At 66.7% G+C, this 22,130-nt stretch carries 19 protein-coding genes; 5 read left to right on the forward strand and 14 right to left on the reverse strand.

What is annotated here, in order from left to right; all coding sequences use genetic code 11:
- Positions 1-22: 22 nt before the first annotated feature.
- The 13 genes from DMR_RS12790 to DMR_RS12850 form a co-directional block, all read right to left on the reverse strand.
- Positions 23-3,052 carry a molybdopterin dinucleotide binding domain-containing protein gene (locus DMR_RS12790; protein ID WP_015861337.1) on the reverse strand — a complete coding sequence of 1,010 codons (3,030 nt, stop codon included), beginning with the start codon at positions 3,050-3,052 and terminating at the stop codon, positions 23-25.
- Positions 3,049-3,702, reverse strand: coding sequence for a 4Fe-4S dicluster domain-containing protein (locus DMR_RS12795; RefSeq protein WP_052278992.1), 654 nt, complete (start codon positions 3,700-3,702; stop codon positions 3,049-3,051). Before DMR_RS12795 ends, DMR_RS12790 begins: the two co-directional genes overlap by 4 nt.
- Before the next feature lie 173 nt (positions 3,703-3,875).
- A complete protein-coding gene (locus DMR_RS12800; protein WP_015861339.1) occupies positions 3,876-4,892 on the reverse strand; it encodes a transglutaminase-like domain-containing protein in 1,017 nt (338 codons plus the stop codon).
- 142 nt (positions 4,893-5,034) lie between these two features.
- Positions 5,035-5,418 (reverse strand): OsmC family protein, encoded by a 384-nt coding sequence (locus tag DMR_RS12805; protein ID WP_015861340.1) that lies wholly within the window; start codon positions 5,416-5,418, stop codon positions 5,035-5,037.
- A gap of 120 nt (positions 5,419-5,538) precedes the next feature.
- Positions 5,539-8,163, reverse strand: a complete 2,625-nt coding sequence (locus DMR_RS12810; RefSeq protein WP_015861341.1) for a M16 family metallopeptidase — start codon at positions 8,161-8,163, stop codon at positions 5,539-5,541.
- Between the two features lie 98 nt (positions 8,164-8,261).
- Positions 8,262-10,811, reverse strand: coding sequence for a TIGR03960 family B12-binding radical SAM protein (locus DMR_RS12815; RefSeq protein WP_015861342.1), 2,550 nt, complete (start codon positions 10,809-10,811; stop codon positions 8,262-8,264).
- A 107-nt stretch (positions 10,812-10,918) separates the two neighbouring features.
- Positions 10,919-11,266, reverse strand: coding sequence for a hypothetical protein (locus DMR_RS12820; RefSeq protein ID WP_043600648.1), 348 nt, complete (start codon positions 11,264-11,266; stop codon positions 10,919-10,921).
- An 83-nt stretch (positions 11,267-11,349) separates the two neighbouring features.
- Complete coding sequence (gene gmd, locus DMR_RS12825) at positions 11,350-12,441, reverse strand: GDP-mannose 4,6-dehydratase (protein WP_015861344.1); 1,092 nt, start codon at positions 12,439-12,441, stop codon at positions 11,350-11,352.
- Positions 12,438-13,406, reverse strand: coding sequence for a GDP-mannose 4,6-dehydratase (locus tag DMR_RS12830; protein WP_015861345.1), 969 nt, complete (start codon positions 13,404-13,406; stop codon positions 12,438-12,440). Before DMR_RS12830 ends, gmd begins: the two co-directional genes overlap by 4 nt.
- A 47-nt stretch (positions 13,407-13,453) precedes the next feature.
- A complete protein-coding gene (locus DMR_RS12835; RefSeq protein WP_015861346.1) occupies positions 13,454-13,930 on the reverse strand; it encodes a Fur family transcriptional regulator in 477 nt (158 codons plus the stop codon).
- 18 nt (positions 13,931-13,948) lie between these two features.
- On the reverse strand, positions 13,949-14,764 hold the full coding sequence (locus DMR_RS12840; protein WP_015861347.1) for a metal ABC transporter permease: 816 nt from the start codon (positions 14,762-14,764) through the stop codon (positions 13,949-13,951).
- The gene (locus DMR_RS12845; RefSeq protein ID WP_015861348.1) at positions 14,761-15,552 is read right to left on the reverse strand and encodes a metal ABC transporter ATP-binding protein; all 792 of its coding nucleotides are present in this window, start codon (positions 15,550-15,552) and stop codon (positions 14,761-14,763) included. The genes DMR_RS12840 and DMR_RS12845 overlap by 4 nt, the downstream gene beginning before the upstream one ends.
- Positions 15,549-16,448 carry a metal ABC transporter solute-binding protein, Zn/Mn family gene (locus DMR_RS12850; protein WP_232502785.1) on the reverse strand — a complete coding sequence of 300 codons (900 nt, stop codon included), beginning with the start codon at positions 16,446-16,448 and terminating at the stop codon, positions 15,549-15,551. Before DMR_RS12850 ends, DMR_RS12845 begins: the two co-directional genes overlap by 4 nt.
- 177 nt (positions 16,449-16,625) lie before the next feature.
- Here DMR_RS12850 and DMR_RS12855 point away from each other — a divergent pair, with 177 nt between their 5' ends.
- The 5 genes from DMR_RS12855 (at position 16,626) to DMR_RS12875 (ending at position 21,176) form a co-directional block, all read left to right on the forward strand.
- Entirely contained in the window at positions 16,626-17,129 is a 504-nt protein-coding gene (locus tag DMR_RS12855; protein WP_148208430.1) for a hypothetical protein, read from the forward strand.
- 5 nt (positions 17,130-17,134) lie between these two features.
- On the forward strand, positions 17,135-18,274 hold the full coding sequence (locus tag DMR_RS12860) for an acyltransferase family protein (protein WP_015861351.1): 1,140 nt from the start codon (positions 17,135-17,137) through the stop codon (positions 18,272-18,274).
- Between the two features lie 99 nt (positions 18,275-18,373).
- Positions 18,374-18,628 (forward strand): hypothetical protein, encoded by a 255-nt coding sequence (locus DMR_RS12865; protein WP_148208431.1) that lies wholly within the window; start codon positions 18,374-18,376, stop codon positions 18,626-18,628.
- A 73-nt stretch (positions 18,629-18,701) separates the two neighbouring features.
- Positions 18,702-19,580, forward strand: coding sequence for a 4-hydroxy-tetrahydrodipicolinate synthase (gene dapA / locus DMR_RS12870; protein WP_043600653.1), 879 nt, complete (start codon positions 18,702-18,704; stop codon positions 19,578-19,580).
- Positions 19,581-19,655: 75 nt separating this feature from the next.
- Positions 19,656-21,176 carry an ATP-binding cassette domain-containing protein gene (locus DMR_RS12875; protein ID WP_232502786.1) on the forward strand — a complete coding sequence of 507 codons (1,521 nt, stop codon included), beginning with the start codon at positions 19,656-19,658 and terminating at the stop codon, positions 21,174-21,176.
- Here the strand turns inward: DMR_RS12875 and DMR_RS12880 are convergent.
- On the reverse strand, positions 21,142-22,080 hold the full coding sequence (locus tag DMR_RS12880; protein WP_015861355.1) for a mechanosensitive ion channel domain-containing protein: 939 nt from the start codon (positions 22,078-22,080) through the stop codon (positions 21,142-21,144). The two genes, DMR_RS12875 and DMR_RS12880, sit on opposite strands and share 35 nt — an antisense overlap.
- Positions 22,081-22,130: the final 50 nt, after the last annotated feature.

The following is a 22,130-nucleotide window of genomic DNA, read 5'->3' on the forward strand; positions in this document are numbered from 1 at the left end:
TTAGCCTTGAAGCTGTCTCCGTTTAGACTGTCTCCTTGGTCACCCGCACCCGGGTGCTGCTGAAATCCGGGATGCCGGCCACGGCGTCGGTCAGCGGCGTATTGCCCAGGGTCGGATCGAGCCGGGCCACGTCGTTGGGATTGATGCCGGCCCGGTAGGCTTGCCTGGGTACGAGCCGGTCGCCGTCGGCGACGGCGGTTCCGCCCAGGAAGACCGAGGCGGCATCCTTGACGGCCAGGGCCGTGCCGCCGAACTGGGTGTGGCCGAAATGAAAGGACACCGCCACGCAGCCGGGACGCACCATGCGCGTGAGGTGCAGCCGGCCGGACACGCCGTCGGGATTGGAGGCCGAGGCCAGGCGGACCCGGTCGCCCTGGGCCAAGCCCAGCCCGGCAGCATCGTCGGGATGCATCTCCACGGCGTTGTCCGGCACGATGGCTATGGCCCGGGAATACCACAGCGAGCGCGACTGGGTGTGCAGATGGCGCTTGTAGGTGACAAGGGTCAGCGGATAGTCGCGGTCGGTATCGGCCAGGTCCGCGCCGTCCCCGGTTTGGGGCGGCATCCAGACAGGCGTGCCCGGCAACCGCCGGCCGGTCATGGAATCCTTGGTTCGGGCCAGGGTCTCGTTATAGACCATGTAGCGCTCGATGCCGCGCGTGAAACGCTCTCCCTCGAACATGTCCTCGTAAGGCCTAAAAACCCCGCCCCGAGCCAGGATGCGGCAAACGGCCCACCACTGGTCGTTTGACAGCAGGCCCTGGTGGTCGGCTATCGGATAGTTGCCCTCCACAAAGGCCACGTCGGCGTCGGTGGCCGGCTTGGCCTTGGTGTTGTGGGCCAGGTTGGCGAAGGCGCGCAGATAGAAGTCCTCGGCCGTGCGCAACGGATGGGACGCGCCGTCGGCGCCGGGAATGGCGGCGTCGCCGAAGCCGGGCAGGTTCAAGCGCAGCGCCAGATCAATGAGCAAGGTTTCCGTGCCAAACGGCCGGCCATCGGCGGTCCGGCCGGTCAGCGGCTCCATCATGGGCGTGCGCACTGCCGTGAACCGCAGGGCCGGGGCATGGGGCGTGAGCCAGCCATGGTGGCCTTCGGGGTAGCACAGGTCGGGCACGATGTAGTCGGCGTAGATGTTGGTCTCGTTGATGGCCGTGTCGAGGGACACGTGCAAGGGCGTGCGCCCTGGATCAAGGAGCGTTTCCTTGAAGCGCGAGCCCCCCGGGGCGGAATAGACGCCATTGTAGAGATAGGTGAAAAGCACCTGGGCCTTGTAGGGGTAGCCGGCGTCCAGGCCGATGAGAGCCTCGTTGGACAGGCCGCCGGCGGAAAAGGGAAACCAGGGCAGTCTGGCCGGATAGGGATTGGCTCCAGCGGCTTTTTTCTTCTTGTACTCGCTGGTTTTTTCATAGGCGAATTTCTCGCGGGAAATCGCCGCGCCGCCGGGTTTGCGCTGGCCCGGGAATTCCTTGAGATTGTAGAGCCCTGTCTCGCAGTCCCCGGCCCCGCCGCCGCCCTTGAGATAGCCGCCGCGCATGTCCGGGCTCCCGACCAGGGCCGAGAGCAGGGCCACGGCATAGGCCGCGTGGACGCCGCAGATGTAGTTGCCGGCCCCGTGGTACTGGGTCACCGCGCCGCGGGTGCCGGCGGCGGCGAAGTCCCGGGCCACCCGGCGCAGCTCAGCCGCGTCCACTCCGGCCTCGGCGGCGTAGGTCTCCACGGAGTGGGCCTCGATGCCGGCCCGTAACATGGTAAAGGCGGTTTCGACCTGCCAGGCGTTGCCGAAATAGTCGGTAGCCACGGCCTTGCCCTCCAGCACGGCCTCGCCCGTGGCCTCGGCCGCGACCACCCGGCCGGCGGCGTCAAGGACCATGAGCGTTTCGCCCGCCTGACCGCCCTTGGACGGATCAATGTCCTTGAGGCGCAACATGCGGCCGTTTTCCGGATGCCTGGGATCGACGATGACCAGACAGGGCGCGTTGGTGCAGGAACCAAATCCCCGCTGCCGGGCCTCCTTGGCCGAGGGAGCGCTCAGATACCGCAGGTTGCACAGGTTTTCGTCCAGCAGGGTCCGGGCCAGACCCAGGGCCAGGGCCCCGTCCCGGCCGGGACGCACCGGCAGCCAGGCGTCGGCGTGAACGGCGGCCCGGGTGGCCCGGGGATCAATGACCGCGAAGCGCAGGCTGCCCTCGGCCTGCCTGCGGGCCATGAGCGCGCCGTAGGTGTTGATGCCGGGTTGCAGGGCCTCGTAGACATTGGCCCCGAAGACCAGGATGTAGGCGGCCGAGAGCGGATCGGCCTTGAGCTCGATCTCCTTGCCATGGGTCAGGGCGAAATTGCCCATGCGAAAGCCCAGGCCGCAGATGTCGGTATGGCCGATGCGGTTGGCGGAGCCCACCGCGCCCTTGACGAAGCGGTCGATGAACTGCTGGCGGCCGGTCTGCAGACGGCCGGTGACGAAGACCAGGCCATTACGGCGGCTGCCCAGCTCCGGCGCGGCCGGATCAATGGGGTCATCGCTCAACAGCTCCTTGATGCCCGGAACCTGACGCTCCTCGCCGATATGGGCGAAGTGGCGGCCGCCCTCGGCGATTTCGGCCACCAGCCGATCCCATTCGATGGGTTCGAACTGCCCCGAGCCGCGTGGGCCGCAGCGCTTGAGCGGACGCACGAGGCGATAGGGGCTTTGGGTATGGTTGACCGTGTCGTGGCACTTGCCGCACACCGGGCTCGGCACGGCCAGGGAATCCGCCGCCGGCGTGTCCTGGTCGATGGGGGCAAAGGCCATGTTGTAGGGATGGTAGGGATTGCCCGAAACCCGTTGCAGCCGGCCGCCGCGCACCTCGCCGCGCACACCGCACACGGCGTTGCAGGCCAGGCACACGGAATGAACCACCCGGGTCTCGTCGCCGGCCGGGGGAGCCGCCCCGGCCTGGGCCGAAGCGGCGTCGCCAAGGATCGTCCCGGCGGCGGCCACGGCCGCGCCCTGGCCGACCCGGCGCAGGAACTGGCGACGGTTCAGTGCGCCCTGACCGTTATTCTCCTCGCGCGTCATGACGCCTCCTTGCGTTTGCCCGGCCGGTACAGCACGGCCCCTTCGAGCCCAAGCTCGGGCCTGTGCGGCTGCAAGCCGCCGGCGGCTAGCTGGTCGGCAAACAGCCCAGCCGGGCTGTTGCGGTCGCCAAATGACCTGGCCCCGGTAGGACAGGCCTCAACGCAGGCCGGGACATGCCCCTTGGCCAGACGTTCCCGGCAGAAATCGCATTTGTCGACCTTGCCGGTGCGGCTGTCGATAAACCGCATGCCGTAAGGGCAGGCGGTCACGCAGGCCCCCGCGCCGGTGCAGCGCTTGGGGTCCGTGACCACGATGCCGTCGGCCTCACGGCGCACCGCGCCGTTGGGGCAGACCGCCAGGCACGGCGCTTCGCGGCACTGGTTGCACAGGATCGGCAGGAAGCGCAGCACGGCAAAGGCACCGGAGGCGTCCTCGGTCTCCTCAATCTTCGTGGGAAAGCCCCCAGGCATGGCGTCGTTAGCCTCCTGGCAGGTCACCACGCAGGACAGGCAGCCATTGCAGCGGCCAAGATCAATGATCATGGCGTAGTCGGGGGTCGGCACCTCGGCGGCCAGGCCTGTCGCCGGCAGGACGGCAGCGGCCAGGCAAGCGCCAAGACCCTGGCGCAAAACCATGCGTCTGGTCGGCATGGAGTACCTCCTTGGCAACGGCCGCGCCCAGGCACGACGCGGCCGTGAGGGGATAAGCGGGTTTCGTGCGGCATCCTTGAAACGGACAGGAGCCGTTTCGCTGGAGCCGCGCGAAAACGAAGAAGTTCCCTTAAACCATACGGCCCCGGCTTCAGGGATGCAGGGATGCGACGTTAGTCGGCCTTGAAGTCAACCGTGTAGGTAAAGGTCTTGGGGCTGAAGAAATCCAGAGTGCGGCCGTCAACCTGGGCAAAGGGGTACATGTAGTAGGTCAGCGGGGGGCCGGCCTGCTTGGGAGCCAGGGTCACATCAGTGGTCCCGCGTTCCAGGGCGATGCGGAACAGGTCGTCCCCGCCCCAGAAAAACTCCACCCACTGTTTGGCGTCCTTGAGTTCCAGCTTGTTGACCAGCATCATCTTGCGCACATCAGCGGGATCGACCGGAACCCAGCCCGTGCCCGGCAGATAGAATTCCACCCAACAGTGATAGTCGCCCGTGATGGCTCCGGTCTTGGGGGCGGCCATGCGCAGGCCGTAAACGTCGCGGCAGGGGATGCCGGCGGCCCGGGCCACGGCAACAAAGACGGAGCTGATGTCGGCGCATTTGCCGCCGCCGTTGCAGCTGGACAGCGTGCGGCCCGGCTGGCCCAGGCCGCAGCCCACCACGTCGTTGTCGCGGTAGGTGTGGGCAATGACCCATTCGTAAACGCCGCGCGCCTTGGCCAGCGTGTCCTTGCGCCCCTTGGTCGCTTCCTTGGCCATGGCGGCAAAGGACTTCTCCTCCTGGGGCGAAAGGCCCACTTGCTTGAGATAGGGCACGACCTCGGCCGGAATGGGGCCGCCGTTGTCCACAAGCCGGGGCAGCTTGGCGTAATGGGAGTCGACATGAAACGACAGCGTCAACTTGGGCTGTTCCTTGGGTTCTTTCCACTCGGCGTAGAGCGAGACCCCGCCGCTGGCCGGATCGCGGTAGACGCCGGACTGCTCGAAGTTGCCCCCAAGGCGCACGTCGCCGATGTCCTGGTTGGCGTCGGACAGGGGATACGGCAGCCACAACCGCACATTCTTGGCGCCGGCCTCAGCCTGGACGTCGATCGTGTAGGTGACGGTGCCACCGCGCACCGTTTCGGCCAGGGCCGGAGTGGACAAGGCGACAAGCAACACCAGGGCACAGGCAAAACGCAAACGCATGAGACCTCCCAACAAGGGCAATAGGATTCACGATCACCAATTCACCAGGGACCGTGCCTTATGCCACAGGCGGCAGGCGGTTCACCAATCGTTTGTTGCTATCGCTTCCCCGGCCATGCATCACGAAGCGTCATAATACGCGTCAGGCCAGGGCGTCGGTCACCACCGCCTTGCAGCCGAGCGTCCGGCGCACCGGGCAGCTTCGGGCAGCGCGCAGGATGCGGCGGCGGTCGTCGTCCGTCAGATCGCCTTCGAGGGTGATGGCGCAGGCGTAGGCCGCCGTTTCCGGGTCCGAACGGTCGAGGGTCACGGTCACGGCGACGCCGGCCAAGGGAATACCGTGGCTGGCCGCGAACTTGGTCATGACCATGACCAGGCAGGAGCCCAGGGCCGCCTCCAGCAGCTCGTGGGGCCGAAAGCCCTGGCCGGCCCCGCCTTTGTCCGGAGTGGCGTCGCACACCCCGGTGAATTGGCCGTTGCCAAAGGCCACCTGCAAGGGCGTGGAAAGTCCTCGGCATTGCATCATACGCCTGTCTCCTTTTCCCGTTTAGTGACTTAATCGCCAGGCAATAGCCAGCAAAAAAGCCCCTGCCGACAGTCGCCGGCAGGGGCTTTCCCGAGGTTTTGCACCGTTTACAGCGTTGCCTCAGGGCTTGACGCGGTAGAGGTAGGCCTTTTCCGGCAAAAGATACTTTCCGGCCAGTTCCTTAAGCGTTTCGGCCGAGACCTGCTGGGCCGCCTCGACTTGCTGGCGCTCGCGGTCCAGGGGCCAGCCCCGGGCCAGAGAGTTGGCCGCTTCGTTGCTGCGAGCCTTGAGGCTCTGGCGTTCGCGGTAGTAGTCGCCGGCCATGACGTTTTTGGCGCGAAGCATGAGTTCATCAGGCAGCGGCGTGGAGCCCAGCTGCTGCGCCACCTCGGTAAAGCCGGTCCGGGCCGCTTCGGCCTTGTCCGGGGACGTGCCGATGTAAAAGGCCAGGAACCCGGCCTGGGGCGACTGCCACAGGAAGGAGGTGACGGAGTAGCCAAGGTTTTCGCCGTCGCGAAGCCGGGTGAAGAGCAAGCCGGATTGGCCGGCCAGGGTTTCGTTTAAGAGCGTCAGGGCCGGCGTTTCCGGGGAATCGCTGCCGGGTACCGGGAAGATCATGAACAGATGTTCCTGGTTGCGCTCGGTGAGCGTGGCCGCGCCGTCCTTGGTCTGGCCCCAGGCCGGCACGGGGAAGGCGAAGGGCTTGGCCGGCCCGGCGGCCTTGGCCAGGGTTTCGGCCAGCCGACGCACGGCGGCGGCGTCAAAATCGCCGCAAACGGCCATGACCCAGGGCATGGCCTGCTGGTCCTTCCAGAAGCCGGCCACGTCCTTGGGCGTGAACTTGGCCACGGCAGCGGCCTGGCCAAGGCGCATGTAGCCGTAAGGGGAATCACCGAACAAAAACGGGAAGATGCGCCGGAAGGCCAGGCCCATGGGCTCGTCTTCCTTGGCCTTGATGGCGGCGAGCTGGTCTTTGACGTCCCGGGCAATCTCAGCCGGGGCAAAGGCCGGGGTGGTCAGCACCTCGGCGAAAAGGCCGTACAGGTCGGTCTGGAAGCGGCTGGGGAAACGCGCCCCGACCGAGAAGGAATCGCGACCCGAGGCGGCCGAGATCGAGGCCGAACGGTCGGCCAGGAAGTCTTCCACGGCGTTGGCCGAGCGCTTGGCCGTGCCGCTGGTCAGGCTGCTCGAAGCCAGCTCCGCCAGCCCTTGCCGGTCCTTGGCTAAAAGGGCGTCGCCGCCGTTATAGACCATGGAGATGGAGACATAGGGCAGGGTCGTATCGGGCAGCAGGACCAGGGTGCGGCCCTGGCCCAGTGACACGACTTCCGCGCCGGACTTGTCGGCGGCGGCGACGGGGGCGGCCTCAGCCGTCTTGGCCTTGGGCCAGATGCGTCCGGCCGTTTCTTCCAGGCCGGCGACGGTGACCACGGCTTCATCGGCCTTGGGGACCAGGGCGGCCACGGTCAACCGCTCGGGACGGAAGGTGGCGGTAATGACGGCGTCGAGGCTCTTGCGGTCAACGAACTGCACCGCGCGCAGGTAGTTGGCCTCGCCGCCCGGCTCGTAACCGTAAAACTGGAAGTAGCCGGCCTTCATGGCCAGGCCGGCAAGGGTCTCCTTGGCTCCGAAAAGACCGTCCTCGGCGTTGCGCTTGACTCGCTCAATTTCCTTGTCGCTAAAGGCCGCGCCAGAGAGCTTGGCCAGATCGGCCATAAGTCCCTGCCAGAAGGCGGCGACGTTCTTGGCGTCTAGGGTGGCGTCGATAAGGAACAGCCCGGAACGCTCCAGGGTCATGGCGGCGCAGGAAATGTCGTCCACGAGCTGCTTGTCGTACTTGAAGGCGCGGTAGAGCCGGCTGGTCTCGTCGCCGGCCAGCAGTCCCGAGAGCACGTCCAGGGCGGCCTCGTCAGCGCTGCGCAGGGCCGGCATGGGGAAGGCGACCTGGAGCCGCACCTTGCCCCACTGGCCGTATTCCACCGCCACCGATTTCGTGAGCGTCGCAGGCGCGGCATACAGGGCCGGCGGGGTCACGCTCCGGTCGTTTCGCAGGTCACCGAAAAGCGCCCCGGCTTCCAGGAGCACCTCGTCGGCGCGCACCTTGCCGGCCACCACCAGCAGCATGGACTGGGGCTGGTAGCGCTCGGCCACGTAGTCACGCAGGTCCTGGTCGGTAAAGCCCGAAACCGTCTCGGGATAGCCGATGACCGGCCGGCCGTAGCCCTGCCCCGGCCAGACCAGGCCCTGGGTCAGCTGAAACAGGCGGCTGTCCGGGTCGTCGCGGCCACGGGCGATCTCGGAGAGCACCACCTGCTTTTCGCCGTCCAGTTCCGACGGATCGAACTTGGCCCCAAAGATCATGTCCTTGACCACATCCAGGCCCAACCGCCAGCGCTCGGCCGGCAGATCGACCCGATAAATAGTGCTGTCAAAGCTCGTGGCAGCGTTGAGTTCCCCGCCCGCGCCTTCGATGTCCGAGGCCACCTGGCCGGCCGGCCGTTTTTCCGTGGACTTAAACACCATGTGCTCGAGCAGATGGCTTAACCCCGCCTGCTTGGGCGTCTCATAGGCCGAACCGGCATGGACGAAAAGCCGCACCGAGACCAAGGGGAACCGGTCGTCCTCGATGGTCATGACGGTAAGCCCGTTTTGGAGCCTGGCCACCTTGGGGGCTTCGGCCGCGAAGGCGGCCGTGGACAAGGTCACAAGGAAAGCGACAAGGACGGAAACGCTGCGCCAACGCATGGGATAAAACTCCTTCGTGCAGCCGCCCGCCCCGGGACGGGGCGGGCGCGACACTGCAAGGTGCGGGCTTTTGGCAGGAAAGGGAACTTAAAAAAGCTTCACGAAAGGGGAAAAACACCGCCGTCGGCAAAGGATACGGTGGTCTTTTGCAAGTCGTAGCGCCCCCGGACAAGCCCGGGACAGACCGCTTCGACCAGCCGCAGAGGGCTTAAATAGGTCTCGGAAAAATCGCAGGAAAAGCGCACGCAGCCCGGGCCGGCCGGCTGCACGCCCCGCACCACGGTCTTGGCGTCCAGGGTGCGCGGCCCTTTCTTGGATTCCCAGGTCACAGGGAAGGCGGCGGCCGCCTCGAAAGCTGCAAAACCCTGGCGGCAGGCCTCAGCCTGGTCGTCCGACACGGTCAGCTCAAAGGTTTCGACCACCGGATGGGCCACCTTGCGCCCGCCGGTCAGCTCCTCCACCCCGACCACGGTCAAGCCCTCGGGCAGATTGGGGTTGAGGCGCGCGGCGAATTCCTCGGGCGCAATGGGTTCGCGCAAAAAAATCCCCATCCACTCGGCCCGGCTGGACACGCCAACAGGCAAGGCCCGGCCAAAGGAAATCTGGGGCAGCGGATGGTAGCCGGCCGAGAAGCTCGGCTTGAGGCCGGCCCGGCGCAGGGAGCGTTCGATGACCCGGCCAAGCTCCAGCTGGCTTAAGTAGATGGCGCTGCCTTCCTTGGCGTACCAGACCCGAAAATGGGCGGCCTTGCGGGTGAGGTCCTCCCGGGGCGGGGCCGGCGGCGCGGCCACGGCCTCGCGCTCCAGGGCCGGACGGTTGAGACGGGGCTTGATGGCCGTTTCGGCGGTCAGGGGACTCTTGCGGCCGGCGTCGTTGCACACGCCGCAACCGGTGCAGTCGCCGAAACGGCAATCGGCCGTCACCGTGCCGGACAGCGCCCGTTTGCGCTCCAGACGCAAATAGGCCGGCGACACGCCGCAGGACAGATGGTCCCAGGGCAGCGGCTTGTCCACCGGGCGCTCGGCCAGCCAGTCGGCCGGGTCAAGCCCGGCCTCGGCGAAAATCTCCAGCCACGGGGCCAGGGAAAAGCGGTCCACCCAGGAGCAAAAAAGCGCGCCTTTTTGCCAGCCGGCCTCGACCAGGGGAGCCAGCTCCCGGCCGGCCCGGGAGAACACGCCTTCCAGAAAGCTCATCTCCGGCTCGTGCCAGCGCAGGGTCAGCCGGCGGTCGCTGGAAAAAAGGTCGCGCAGATAGCCCACCCGGCAGCGAATCTGCTCCAGGTTGATCTGGCCATGCCACTGAAAGGGTGTGTGGGGCTTGGGCACGAAGGGCGAGATGGCGGCCGTGACCTGGAGGCGCTTGGTCCCCTTGGGGGCCTGGGCCAGCACCTTTTTGGCCAGCTCGAAAATGCCCTGGACGTCTTCCTCGGTTTCCGTGGGCAGCCCGATCATGAAATAGAGCTTCACCTGCTGCCAGCCGTGTTCAAACAGCCGGGCGGCATGGGAGAGGATGTCGTCTTCGGTGATGCCCTTGTTGATGACGTCGCGCAAGCGCTGGGTGGCGGCTTCCGGAGCCATGGTGGCTCCGGTGCGGCGGATGCCGGCCATCATGTCGAGGATGGACCCGGACAGGGTGCCGGCCCGCAGCGACGGCAAGGACACGGCCACCTGCTCGCGGCGGCAGCGGTCGATGCTCTGGGCGAAAAGGCTTTCCAGGGCCGAGAAGTCGCCGGTGGAAAGCGACAGGAAGGACAGTTCCTCGTAGCCGGTGCGACAAAGGCCCTCGCCGACCAGGCCCTCGAGGGTGGAGAGGCTGCGTTCGCGCACCGGACGGTAGACCATGCCGGCATGGCAGAAGCGGCAGCCGCGGGTGCAGCCCCGGGCGATCTCCACCGAGAGCCGGTCGTGGACAGCCTGGGCAAAGGGCACCACCTGGCAGGCCGGAAACGGTGCCGTGTCCAGGTCGGCCACGATGGCCTTGTCCACCCGCTCGTAGCCGGGCAACAGGCTTCGCACCCCGGTTTCGGGGTCAAACTCGAAAAATTCCGGCACGTAAAAGCCGGGCATGGCGGCCAGGGTCTCCAGGAGCTGGCGGCGGTCTGCCCCGCTCTCCCGGGCGTCGGCTACGGCTTCGAGCAGATCGACGATGGCCTTTTCGCCGTCGCCAAGGACCATGACGTCGAAAAATGGGGCCATGGGCTCGGCGTTAAAGGCGCAGCCGCCGCCGGCTACCACCAGGGGCCAGCCGCCCTGCCCGGCCCGCTGGGCGCTGCGAAAAGGAATGCCGGCCAGATCGAGCAGGTGGAGCACGCTGGTGTAGCACAGCTCATGGGTCAGGTGAAAAGCCACCACGTCGCAGGCGGCAAGGGGCGTGTCGGACTCCAGGGTGGCAAGCCTGGTTCCCGTCTCGCGCATGACGGTCACGGCATCGTCGGCCGGGGCAAAGACGCGCTCGGCGGCCAGTCCCTCGACCCGATTGACGGCTTCATACAGGATGCGCCCGCCGACATAGGACATGCCGACTTCGTAGAAATCCGGGAAGGCCAGAGCCAGGCGGGCGCGCACGGTGGACGAGTCCTTGGCCGTGCGGCCCCATTCGCCGCCGAGGTACTGGGTGGGCTTTTGGATACGGGAAACGAGCTCGCGCATGGATGGTCTCCGGCCGGCAAAAGGCCGGGGGGTCGTGGCCAGACGGCCAGGAAAAAGGACGCGCCGCCGCCGGGAAGAACCCTTAGGCGGCGGCGCGGACAAACAACTTATTTCTTGAGCAGATTCGAGATGTTGCCGCCCTTGCCAGCCAGGGACGACAAATTCTTGAGGTCGCCGGTGGTGGACAGGGTCAGATTGCTCGTGGCCTCCAGATAGCGGGTCTGGAGCTCGTCGGGGAACTTCTTGAACTGGTAGAGAATATGCGCGCCGTCGATCTCGCCCCCGATCTCGGTTTCGAAGGGGTAGCCGAAGGGCAGAAGCATCATCTGCACGCCCTGCTGGGAGGGAATGGTCTGGAGCAGCGCGATTTCGGTAAGCTTATTGGCGGCTTCGTCCCATTTGCCCAGGACGGTTTCGCCGTTGATGAGTTTGACCAGTCGGATGTCGTAAGCCATGGGGCATTCTCCTTGATGTCCGGCGCTACGCGCCAAGCGTTGAAATCGATACGGTATTGGCTTTTGTCAAGGCCGGCCGAGCGCTATTCGTTGAGGTCGAAGACGGCGAATCCCTGGCTTTTGCACAGCGCGTCGCGCTCGGCGTCGCGCAGGTCGGCGCGCACCATTTCCGTGACCATCTCTTCCAGGGTGATCTTGGGCACCCAGCCCAGGCGCTCCCGGGCCTTGGTGGGATCGCCAAGGAGCGTCTCCACTTCAGTGGGGCGGAAATAGCGCGGGTCCACGGCCACCAGGCAATTACCGGTCTTGGCGTCGTAACCCTTCTCATCCGCGCCTGTGCCCTCGAAGCGGATGGAGATGCCAAGCTCGGCAGCGGCCATCTTGACGAAGTCGCGCACGGAATGCTGGCGGCCGGTGGCGATGACGAAATCGTCCGGGGCGTCCTGCTGGAGCATGAGCCACTGCATCTCGACGTAGTCCTTGGCGTGGCCCCAGTCGCGAAGGGCGCTCAAATTGCCGAGGTAGAGGCAGTCCTGGAGGCCCAGCTTGATGCGGGCCATGGCCCGGGTGATCTTGCGGGTGACGAAGGTCTCGCCGCGAAGGGGGGACTCGTGGTTGAAAAGGATGCCGTTGCAGGCGTACATGCCGTAGGCTTCGCGGTAGTTGACCGTGATCCAGTAGGCATAGAGCTTGGCCACGGCGTAGGGGCTGCGCGGATAAAAGGGCGTTTTCTCGGTCTGGGGCGTCTCCACGACCTGGCCGTAGAGCTCCGAGGTGGAGGCCTGGTAGAATCGGGTATGCTTCTCCATGCCCAGGATACGCACGGCTTCGAGCAGGCGCAGCGTGCCCAGGGCGTCCACGTCGGCGGTATATTCCGGAGACTCAAAGGACACCTTGACGTGGCTCTGGGCGGCCAGGTTGTAGATCTCGTCCGGGCGGACCTGCTGGATGATGCGAATGAGGTTGGTCGAGTCGCTCAGGTCGCCGTAGTGGAGCGTGAACTTGCGGCCGATGTCGTGGGGATCGCGGTAGAGATGGTCGATGCGCTGGGTGTTGAAAAGGGAGGCCCGGCGTTTGATGCCATGGACTTCATAGCCTTTTTTGAGCAGCAGTTCGGCCAGATAGGCCCCATCCTGGCCGGTGATGCCGGTAATGAGCGCGACTTTACCTTTCATTTCTGGAGAATCTCCTGTTGTTCGTGGACGGCCATGGCCCGGGCCACGTCGGCCGGCCCCATGGTCGCCTTCCAGCCTAGCGCCTGCGCCGCCTTGGCCGGATTGGCCCGACTGACGGCGATGTCGGCGGGCCGAAAAAGTGTGGAATCGACCTGCACGTGGTCCTGCCAATCCAGGCCCAGGGCGGCGAAGGCCTCGGCCACGAACTGGCGCAGGGTGATGGTCTGGCCGGTGGCGATGACGAAGTCTTCCGGGACGTCCTGCTGCAGCATCAGCCACATGGCTTCGACGTATTCCCGGGCGTTGCCCCAGTCCCGGGCCACGTCGATGTTACCAAGCAAAAGCGTCTCGCCTGAGCCGGCGGCGATGCGAGCGGCGGCGGCCACGATCTTGCGGGTGACGAAACGCTTGGGCCGCAGCGGCGACTCGTGGTTGAACAGGATGCCGTTGCAGGCAAAAAGCTTGTAGGCCTCCCGGTAGTTGGCCACCTCGAAATGGGCCGCCGCCTTGGCCACGGCATAGGGGCTTCGCGGGGAAAAGGGCGTCAGCTCGGTTGCCGGCTCGCCGCCGGTGTCCCCGAAACAGTCGCTGGAGGAGGCGTGGTAAAGCCTAGCCGGCGCGCCGAGAAAGCGCACGGCTTCCAGGAGGTTGAGCGTGCCCACGCCGATGGACATGAAGGTTTCCACGGGCTGGTCAAAGGACAGGCCCACCGAGGACTGGCCGGCCAGATGGTAGATTTCGTCGGGCTTGACTTTGGCCAGGACGGTCAGGACGCTGCGAAAATCGGTCAGGGTGACGGAATGGACCTCGACCTGTTCCCGAATGCCCAGCGCCGACAGACTGGCCAGGGAAGCCATCTGGGCGTCGCGGGAGGTTCCGGCCACCCGGTAGCCTTTCTGGAGCAGAAGCTGCGCCAGATAGGCTCCGTCCTGGCCTGAAACGCCAAAGATGAGGGCTTGCTTCATATGCGAAATGGCATCCAGGGAGGGGCGGTTACGCGTAAGCGCATCTTCTAGGAGTTTCCGGGGGCGGCGTCAACAGCCGCGCCTGCCGGGCGACTCTCGTGCCCCCGGCAGGCGGCGCACACGCCGTCGATGCGCACCTCCACAGACAGCACGTCCATGGCCAGCCCGGCGCCCAGGGCGGCCACGTCGGCCAGCCCGGCCCCTTGGGGCAGACACTGCATGGCCCCGCAACGCACGCAGTAGGCATGGCCATGGGGCGCTCCGGCGGTTCCGGGCTCCAGGCAGTAGCGCTGGGCCCGGTCCCCGGCGCTGTGGCGGCGGGCCAGCCCCTTTTCCACCAGCAGATCGAGAATCCGGTAGAGCGTCACCCGGTTGGCCGGACGCAGCCGACGCACCAGGGCCAGGATATCCCCGGCCGGCAGCGCCCGGCCCGCCCCGGCCATAACCCCGACCACGGCCAGCCGCAGCGGCGTGGCCTCAATGTTGGCCCGGGCCAGCATCCGGGACGGGCTTTCGCCGAGCATGGCGTCCACGGCCGGCCTCTAGGCGCCCTGCCGCCGCCGGGCCAGGCCCGGAGCCAGGGAAATAAAGAACGTGCCGGCGGCCACGGCGATGATGGCCGCGCCCGAGGTCAGGTTGAAGGCATAGGCCAGCCCCAGGCCGGACAGGCAAAACACGATATTGAGGAGCCCCGCCCAGACCATGGCCCGCCCCAGGGAGGCGGCCCGGCGCACGGCCAGACTCGGGGCCACGGAGAGCAGCGCAATGACCAGAATGAGGCCGGCCACCCGGATAAGCAGCACCACCGACACGGCGGCCAGGGCCGTGAGCAGGCAATGCAGGAACATCACCGGCACCCCGCGCACGGCGGCAAACTCTCGGTCAAAGGCCATGGACACGAAGCCGTTGTAGTGGCGCAGGGCGGCGGCCAGGAGCACCACGTCCAGGCCGGCCAGAGCGTACAGGTCGCTGTCCGGCACGGTGATGATGCTGCCGAACAGGTAGCTCATGAGGTCGGGTTTGTAGCCGGGGGTCAGATCCAAAAGGATAATGCCGAAAGCCATGCCGGCGGCCCACAGCACGCCGATGACGGTGTCGGTGTCCTCGACGCGCCTTAACGTCACGGCGGCCATGGCCAGGGCGGCGGCCACGGTGAAGGCGACGGTGACGGGCAGCACGGGCAGGGCCAGGAAATAGGCCAGCCCCACGCCGCCATAAGCGGCATGGGCCGCCCCGCCGGCCAGGAAAACCATACGGTTGGCCACGACCAGGGTGCCGATGACGCCGCAGCACACGGCGGCCAAAAGCGCCGCCAGGGCGGCGTTTTGCATAAACGGCAGGGAAAGCGCTTCGATCATGGCCGCTCCATCGGGGACAGCCGGGCGAGGTCCGGCGGAATGCGGCGCAGATAGGCGTCCATGGGGCAGGCATGGCTGTGCACGCCGTAAAGCAGGTCAAGCATTTCCTGGCTCAGGCGCGGTTCCGGGGAATAGGCCACCCGGCCGTTGACGCAGGCCACGGCCGTGACCCCGGCGGCCAGGATGCTCAGGTCATGGCTGACGACCAGGGAGGTGACGCCCTCGCCGATGCGCGAGAGCACTTCGTACAGGCAGAACTTGCCCTGAGGGTCGATGTTGGCCGTGGGTTCGTCGAGAATGAGCAGGCCCGGATCGGAAACCAGGGCCCGGGCAATAAGCGTGCGCTGCTTCTGACCGCCGGAGAGCTCGCAAAAGCGGCGCTGGGCCAGCCCGGCCATCTCGACCCGGGCCAGGGCGGCGTCGGCCTTGTCCAATTCCTCGGACGTATAGCGAAAGCCGCGCCGCCCAGGCGACAGCAGCCCCATGAGCGCCACTTCACGTACCCGGATGGGCAGATCCTTGCGTTCGGCCACCCCGTCCAGGCGCTGGGGCACGTAGCCGATGCGGGCGCTGTGCCGCCCCGGTTCCTCGCCGAATACCCGGATGGTTCCGGCGCTTGGCGTCAGGATGCCGAGGATAAGCTTTAACAGCGTGGTCTTGCCCCCGCCGTTGGGGCCGAGCACGGCCAGACGCTCGCCCTGGGCAACGGCCAAGCTCACGCCCGAAAGCGCCGCCTGGCCGTTGTAGGCAAAGGTCAGGTCGCGGATATCGACGACCGGTTGCGTCACTTGGTCTCCGTCTTGCCGGCCAGTCCCTGGCGCAGGGCCGCGGCCGCGCCGCGAAGGCTGGCCGGCCAGTCCTCGGCCAGAGGATTGATGGCGGCGGTGGCGCCGCCGATGCCCTTGGCGATGGTCTCGGCCTGGGCGGCGCTGAGTTGCGGTTGCACGAAAATCACCTTGACCCCGTCGGCCTTGGCTTCCTTGATGAGTCCGGCCAGGGCCTTGGGGCCGGGTTCGCGGCCGAGCTGCTCGATGGGAATCTGGGTCAGCCCGTAGTCCCGGGCAAAATACCCCCAGGACGGATGAAACACCATGAATTTGCGCTGCCCGGCCGGCACATCGGCAAATACCTTTTTGATCTCCGCGTCAAGGGCGTCGCACTGGGCGGCCAAGCGCGCATAACCGGCGGCGTAGTCGACCGCGCCGTCGGGATCGGCCTTGGACAGGGCGTCGCGCATGGACGCGCCGATGACCTTGGCCAGGCTCGGCGACAGCCAGACATGGGGATCGGGCTCGCCGTCATGGTGCTCGTGGCCTGTTTCCGCCTTGCCGTGGCCGTGGCCTTTTTTCCCCTTGTCATGATCGTGATCGTCGTCATCGTGATGGGCGACCATGGGGATCTTATCGATGCCGGCATCGGTCTTGACAATGGCCATCCTGGGGTTGGCCGCCGCGAACCGGGGCAGCCAGGCGTCCTCGAAGTCCATGCCGATGGCGAAATAGACCGCCGCCTTGGACAGGTCGGCCAGTTGCCGGGGTTTGGGCTCGTAGGTATGAGCGTCGGACCCGGGCGGCACCATCACCACCACCTCGGCCCGGTCGCCGGCGATCTGCTTCAGGAAATAGGCCTGGGGCGCGATGCTGACCGCAGCCAGGATTTTGGCCTGGACTGGCGCGACGGACATGAAAATGATACTCAGAATCATAATAGTCAAGCGTTGGATCATGGCAGCTCCTTGGCGTCGCCTGGACGCACAAGAAGCAATGCAACAAAGTTGCATCGCAAAGTCAAGCCCGCCCAGCCCAGGGGCGGCAACAAAAACCTTGAATTCCCAGGGCAGGCCCTTTACCCCAAGGCAGCCATGACCAATTACGCACCACCGCCTGCCGCGACCAAGACCTCGGCCCTGGCCGTCTGGGGGCTTATTCTCCTGACGGCCCTGGCCGCCTGGCATTTCACGGCCTGCTTCCTGCCCTGGTACACGAGCCAGCGGGCCGAGCACTTCGCCAGACGCCTGGACGACCTGTCCAGCCTGCGCGACGCCCTGGCCGCCTTTCACGCCAAATACGGCCGCTACCCGGCCAACGCCGGTTTCGTCGGAGCCATTGGCATCAAGGGCGAGGTCAACGGCGACTGGCTGCCAGGATTGGCCGGGGAATTCCTGCCCGCCCTGCCCCGCGACCCGGCCGGCACGAGCGATCCCGACAAACAGTATCTCTACCACGGCGACGGCGCGGACTACAAAATCATCGTCCACGGCTCGGGCGACTGCGCCCTGGCCCGCAAGGCCCATCCCGACATGGTCGATCCAACCCGGGACTGCTGGGCTTATGGCTTCTGGACGCCCGGCGCGGCCAACTGGTGACCTCCATGACGCAGCTCCAGAACTCCGCTCCCGCATCGCTCGTCGAGACCGGCCGCCGCTTGCGCGATTGGCTGGCCGAAACCTTTTTGCTGCGCGGCGCGCGCATTCCGGCCCTGGACGGCATTCGCGGCTGGGCCATCCTCATGGTCTTCAACGTGCATTTCTTTGCCCGTTACCAGCCGAAATTCTATTTCACCGAACCCGGCGGCGCCCCCTGGACGGCCTTGACCATCATCCATTCCGGCAGTTTCGGCGTGGACCTGTTCTTTTTTTTAAGCGGCCTGCTCGTGTATAAAAGCCTCATGGCCAAGCCCGTCGGGGCGTTGCGCTTCCTCTACGACCGCTACCGACGCCTGCTGCCGGTCATTGTCTTCGTCACCATCTATGTGGCCGCCGACACGCCGCCCAGGCGGCTTTTCGACAACCTCTTTTTCCTCAACATCTTTGACGAGCCGCCCATCCATTTCTTCACCTGGCCGCTCGTCTATGAAATGTATTTCTACGTGCTGTGCGCGGCCGTGTTCATCGGCTGCCGGCGGCTTCGATTCGTTTCCGGCTGGCCGTTTTTCTTCGCCCTGGTCGCGGCCCTGGTCGTGTGCGAGTTCGAGGTGCGCTTTCGCATTTCCTTCAGCCGGTTCCTGGGCTTTTTCTGGGGCGTGGCCCTGGCCCGGCTCCTGGCCGGCGAGGCCGGCCGCCGCGCCCTGGCCGCCCTGCCCTCCTGGACCTGGGCCGTGGGGTTGGGGCTGTTGCTCTATTGCCGCTGGCTGTGGGGCTCGGGCTGGTTCATGGCCGCCGGCGGCAACGAGCATCTCAAGAATCTGCTCTTTTTCAGCGCCGTCAACGCCTCGCTGTTTCTCGTCACCGCCTCGGTCATGACCCGGGCCTCGATCCTGTCCCGCATTTTTTCCTTCACGCCCCTGCGGTTTCTCGGCATCATCAGCTATTCGCTGTTCATGACCCACATGCTGGCCCTGCAGATCACCCAAAACGTGGTCGGCATCCCGGTGACGAACGTCTGGTCCATGCTGGCCAACCACGCCGTCACCGTCCTGGCCGCCACGGGGCTGGCCATGTTCTCGTTTTATTATCTGGAGCGGCCCTATTTCGCCCGCCCGGCTTCCCCAAAACAGGCCCCCCCTCGGTAATGGGGCCGTCAGGAGACATCGCGCCATGCCCTACGCGATTCCAGGCTTGACCGCCGGTCAAGCAGCCCCTCTGCTTCTCATTTGAGTTCAAGGCCCTGCGTGGGGTGCGGCTGGTGTTGCCTGGCCGATCCCTGCGTGGAGTCCCACATCCGCTACGGCTACCGTCGCCGGTGTCCCGACCTCGCCTGGGACGAAGCAACCGGCTGCTACCGCTGCCGGTTGGCCGAAGACCCTGAGCACGGCGAACGTTTCCGGTTTCTGCTCGGCGTCGGGCACGGCTGCTGCGCGCCGCTCAACGCCTGGCGCGACGACGTGCGCAATCGTGACGATCCCGAGACGACAAATGACGATTGACCGCCCTGACGCCCTTGCCGCCGCGCCAAAAACATTCTAGGAAATGACGGGGTTTCATTCCAAGGAGGAACGTATGGAGTTTCGCGGCGCAATTACGGCGTTGGTCACGCCGTTTCGAAGCGGCGAAGTCGATGAGGAGGCTTTCCGCGCCCTCATCGAATGGCAGATCGAGCAAGGCATCCATGGCCTTGTCCCCTGCGGCACCACGGGGGAATCCGCCACGCTGTCCCACGAGGAGCACAAACGGGTCATCCGCATCTGCGTGGACCAGGTCAAAGGCCGCGTGCCCGTCCTGGCCGGGGCCGGCTCCAACAACACCCGCGAGGCCATCGAGCTGACGCAGGACGCCAAGGACGCCAAAGCCGACGGCGCGCTCCTGATCACCCCGTATTACAACAAACCGACCCAGGCCGGGCTTGTGGCCCATTTCAAGGCCATCGCCGACCGGGTGGACCTGCCCTTTATCGTCTACAACGTGCCAGGCCGCACGGCCGTCAATCTGCTGCCCGAGACCCTGGCCATCCTCAAAAAAGAGATCCGGCAGGTCATCGGCGTCAAGGAAGCCACCGGCGACCTCACCCAGGTCTCGCGCGTGCTGGAATTTTGTGGCGAAGACTTCCAGGTGCTCTCCGGCGACGACTTCACCGCCCTGCCCACTATGGCCATCGGCGGCTGCGGCGTCATCTCGGTGGTCTCCAACTTCGTGCCCCAAAAGATGTCAGCCATGTGCGAGGCGGTCTTTGCCGGCGACCTCAAGACGGCCAAGGCCCTGCACTACGACATGAGCCCGCTGTACCGGGCGGCGTTTATTGAAACCAACCCCGTGCCGGCCAAGACGGCCCTGGCGCTCATGGGACGCTTCCCCTTCGAGACGCGCCTGCCCATGGTGCCGCTGCTGCCGGACAACAAGGCCAAGCTCGAAGCTGTGCTCCAAAAAGCCGGCCTCATCTAAGCGCCCCCAGCCACCTCTCGCGCGGGCCTTCCATCCGGGAGGCCCGCGTTTTTTTCAACTTCCGCAACAGGTTTCGTGCAATCCGCCATGCGCATCGAGCTGCAAAACGCTTCCGTCACCCTGTCCGGGGCCAAGGCCCTGTCCGACGTTTCCCTGACCCTGGCTGCCGGCGAGACCCTGCTCGTTCTTGGAGCCAACGGCTCGGGCAAATCGACGCTATTGCGCCTGCTTCGCGGCGACATCTGGCCCGACGACGACGGCAGGGGAAGCCGGCTCTACGCTGCCGGGCACGGCCCGGGCCGGGCTTCGCCCATTGGCGTGCGCCACCGCTTCGCCGTCATTTCCCCGGAACTCCAGCGCACGGTCAAGCGGCTGTGGGGCCACCTGGACGCCACCACCGTCATCCTGTCCGGCCCCCGCGACGCCATGTACGTCCAGGCCCCGCCGACCCCGGCCGAACGGGCTGCCCTGGAAGAGGCGCTCACGCGCCTTGGCATCGACCACCTGCGCGACACCCCGGTCGGCACACTCTCCAACGGCCAGCTGCGGGCCGTGCTTCTGGCCCGGGGCCTGGCCTGCCGGCCGACGGTGCTCTTTCTCGACGAATTTCTCGACGGCCTGGACGCGGCCGCCGCGGTGACCGCCAGCCAGGCCATGGCAGCGGCGGCGGCCTCGGGCGCGGCCATCGTGCTGACCAGCCATACCGGGGCCGGCCTGCCGCCCGGTCCGGCCCGGGGGCTGGTCCTGGCCGGCGGCCGCGTAGTCCATGAAGGTTCGGCCGAGTCAGCCCGGGAACACCATGCCCGAACCATCGCCGGCTGTCTGGAAACGGTTTTGCCGGCCCAAAATCCGGAGTGCGCCCTGGCTGACGGGGCCGGCGCTCACGAGGCCTCGGGCCTGCCCCTGGTGATTGTGGAAAATGCCTCGGTCTTTCTCGATCGGCGAGAAATCCTGCGCTCGGTGAATCTGGCCGTTGCCCCAGGCGGCCATCTGGCCGTGGTCGGGGCCAACGGCTCGGGCAAGTCCACGCTCCTCAAACTCATGGCCGGCGAGCATCATCCGGCCCTGGGCGGCCGGGTCAGTCGGCCGGGGCTGGCCGCGCCCGAGGGATTGACCGACCTGCGCGACATCCGCCGCCGCATCGGGCTGGCCTCGTTTGAACTCGAAGCCGACTACGACAAGGAAATCTCCGCCCTGGAGGTGGCCCTGTCCGGCAGCCAGGCCAGCATCGGGCTCTATGTGGAGCCCACGGACAGGGAGCTGCGGGCGGCGCAGCGGTGGATGGCCTTTTTCGGGGTGGCCAAGCTCGCCGGGCGCAAGCTCGGGGCGCTCTCCGCCGGCCAGACGCGGCGGCTGTTTCTGGCCCGGGCCATGGCGGCCGAACCGCGATTGCTGCTGTTGGACGAGCCGTTCTCAGGCCTGGACGCGGCTTCGCGCCGGGCGGCCATGGAGGCCGTGTCGGCGGCGGCCCGGTCCGGGGTCACGGTGGTGTGCGCCGTGCACCGGCCCGAGGATGTGATTCCCGAAATACGGGCCGTGGCCCGCATCAAGGACGGCCGGGTCAGCCTCGCTGGACCCGGCGCGGCGTTTCCTTAGGCGAAGCGGCTTTACCGGCCGCTTGGGACACCACCACGATCTCCCCGGCCGCCTTGGCGTTGGGCACGTAGACGGCCTCGCCCGTCTCGGAGCGGATGGCCACATACCACGCCCCCATGGACTCCACCCGGCCGACGATGCCGGCCAGGCTCACGGCGTCGCCCCGACGAAACGGCCGCAGCAGCCGCAAGGTCACCCCGGCGGCCAGATTGGCCAGCGCTCCCTGAAAGACGAAGACCAGCGCCAACCCCCCAGCCGCGACGGCGACAACGCCCCAGGCAGGCCACCCCTTGGCGGCCGCCCCAGCTGCAGCCTCCGGACCGGCCGGAGCCGGCGCGGGAGCGGCATTCGATGCGGCAGGCATGTCCCGCGGCCCGCCCACAGCCCCGGCCGGCGAAGGAGCCGATGGCGCGGACGGCTTGGCCCCGCCGGCCTGGGGCAGATCGCGCGGACCGGCCGAGGGCGGGGACAAGGGCGCAATTTTTTGTGGGCTGTCGGGCAAATCGTGCCCATGCAAGGGGGGCGTGGCCTGGGGAGCCTTTTCCGGGCGCAACTCCAGGCCGCCGCTGCCGGCCGGAGCCGCCACAGGAGCGGACTGGACAGCCGACACGGCCTCGCCAGCCGCTTTTGTGCCGCTCGGAAGGATGATTTCCTTGCCCAGGGGCAGCCGGGCCGGGTTGAGGCCGGGATTGGCCTTCAAGATGGCGGCCGTGGGCACGCCGTAGCGCAGGGATATAAGCCCCAGGGTGTCGCCGGCCTTGATGACGTATTTGCCGGGGCCGGCGGCCAGCACCAGGGCCGGCGCGGTGGCATCCCGGGAATGGCAGAGGTTGGCCTGTCCACCGAGCAGGCAGGCCGCCAAAAAAAAGATCAGGCCCCAGAATCTCGCCGCGTCGCCGGTCATGAACACCTCCGCAGGCCGCCGTCTGGCGGATGGCATCTGGTTAGCACGGC

The sequence above is a fragment of the Solidesulfovibrio magneticus RS-1 genome (genome assembly GCF_000010665.1).
GTDB classification, from domain to species: domain Bacteria; phylum Desulfobacterota; class Desulfovibrionia; order Desulfovibrionales; family Desulfovibrionaceae; genus Solidesulfovibrio; species Solidesulfovibrio magneticus.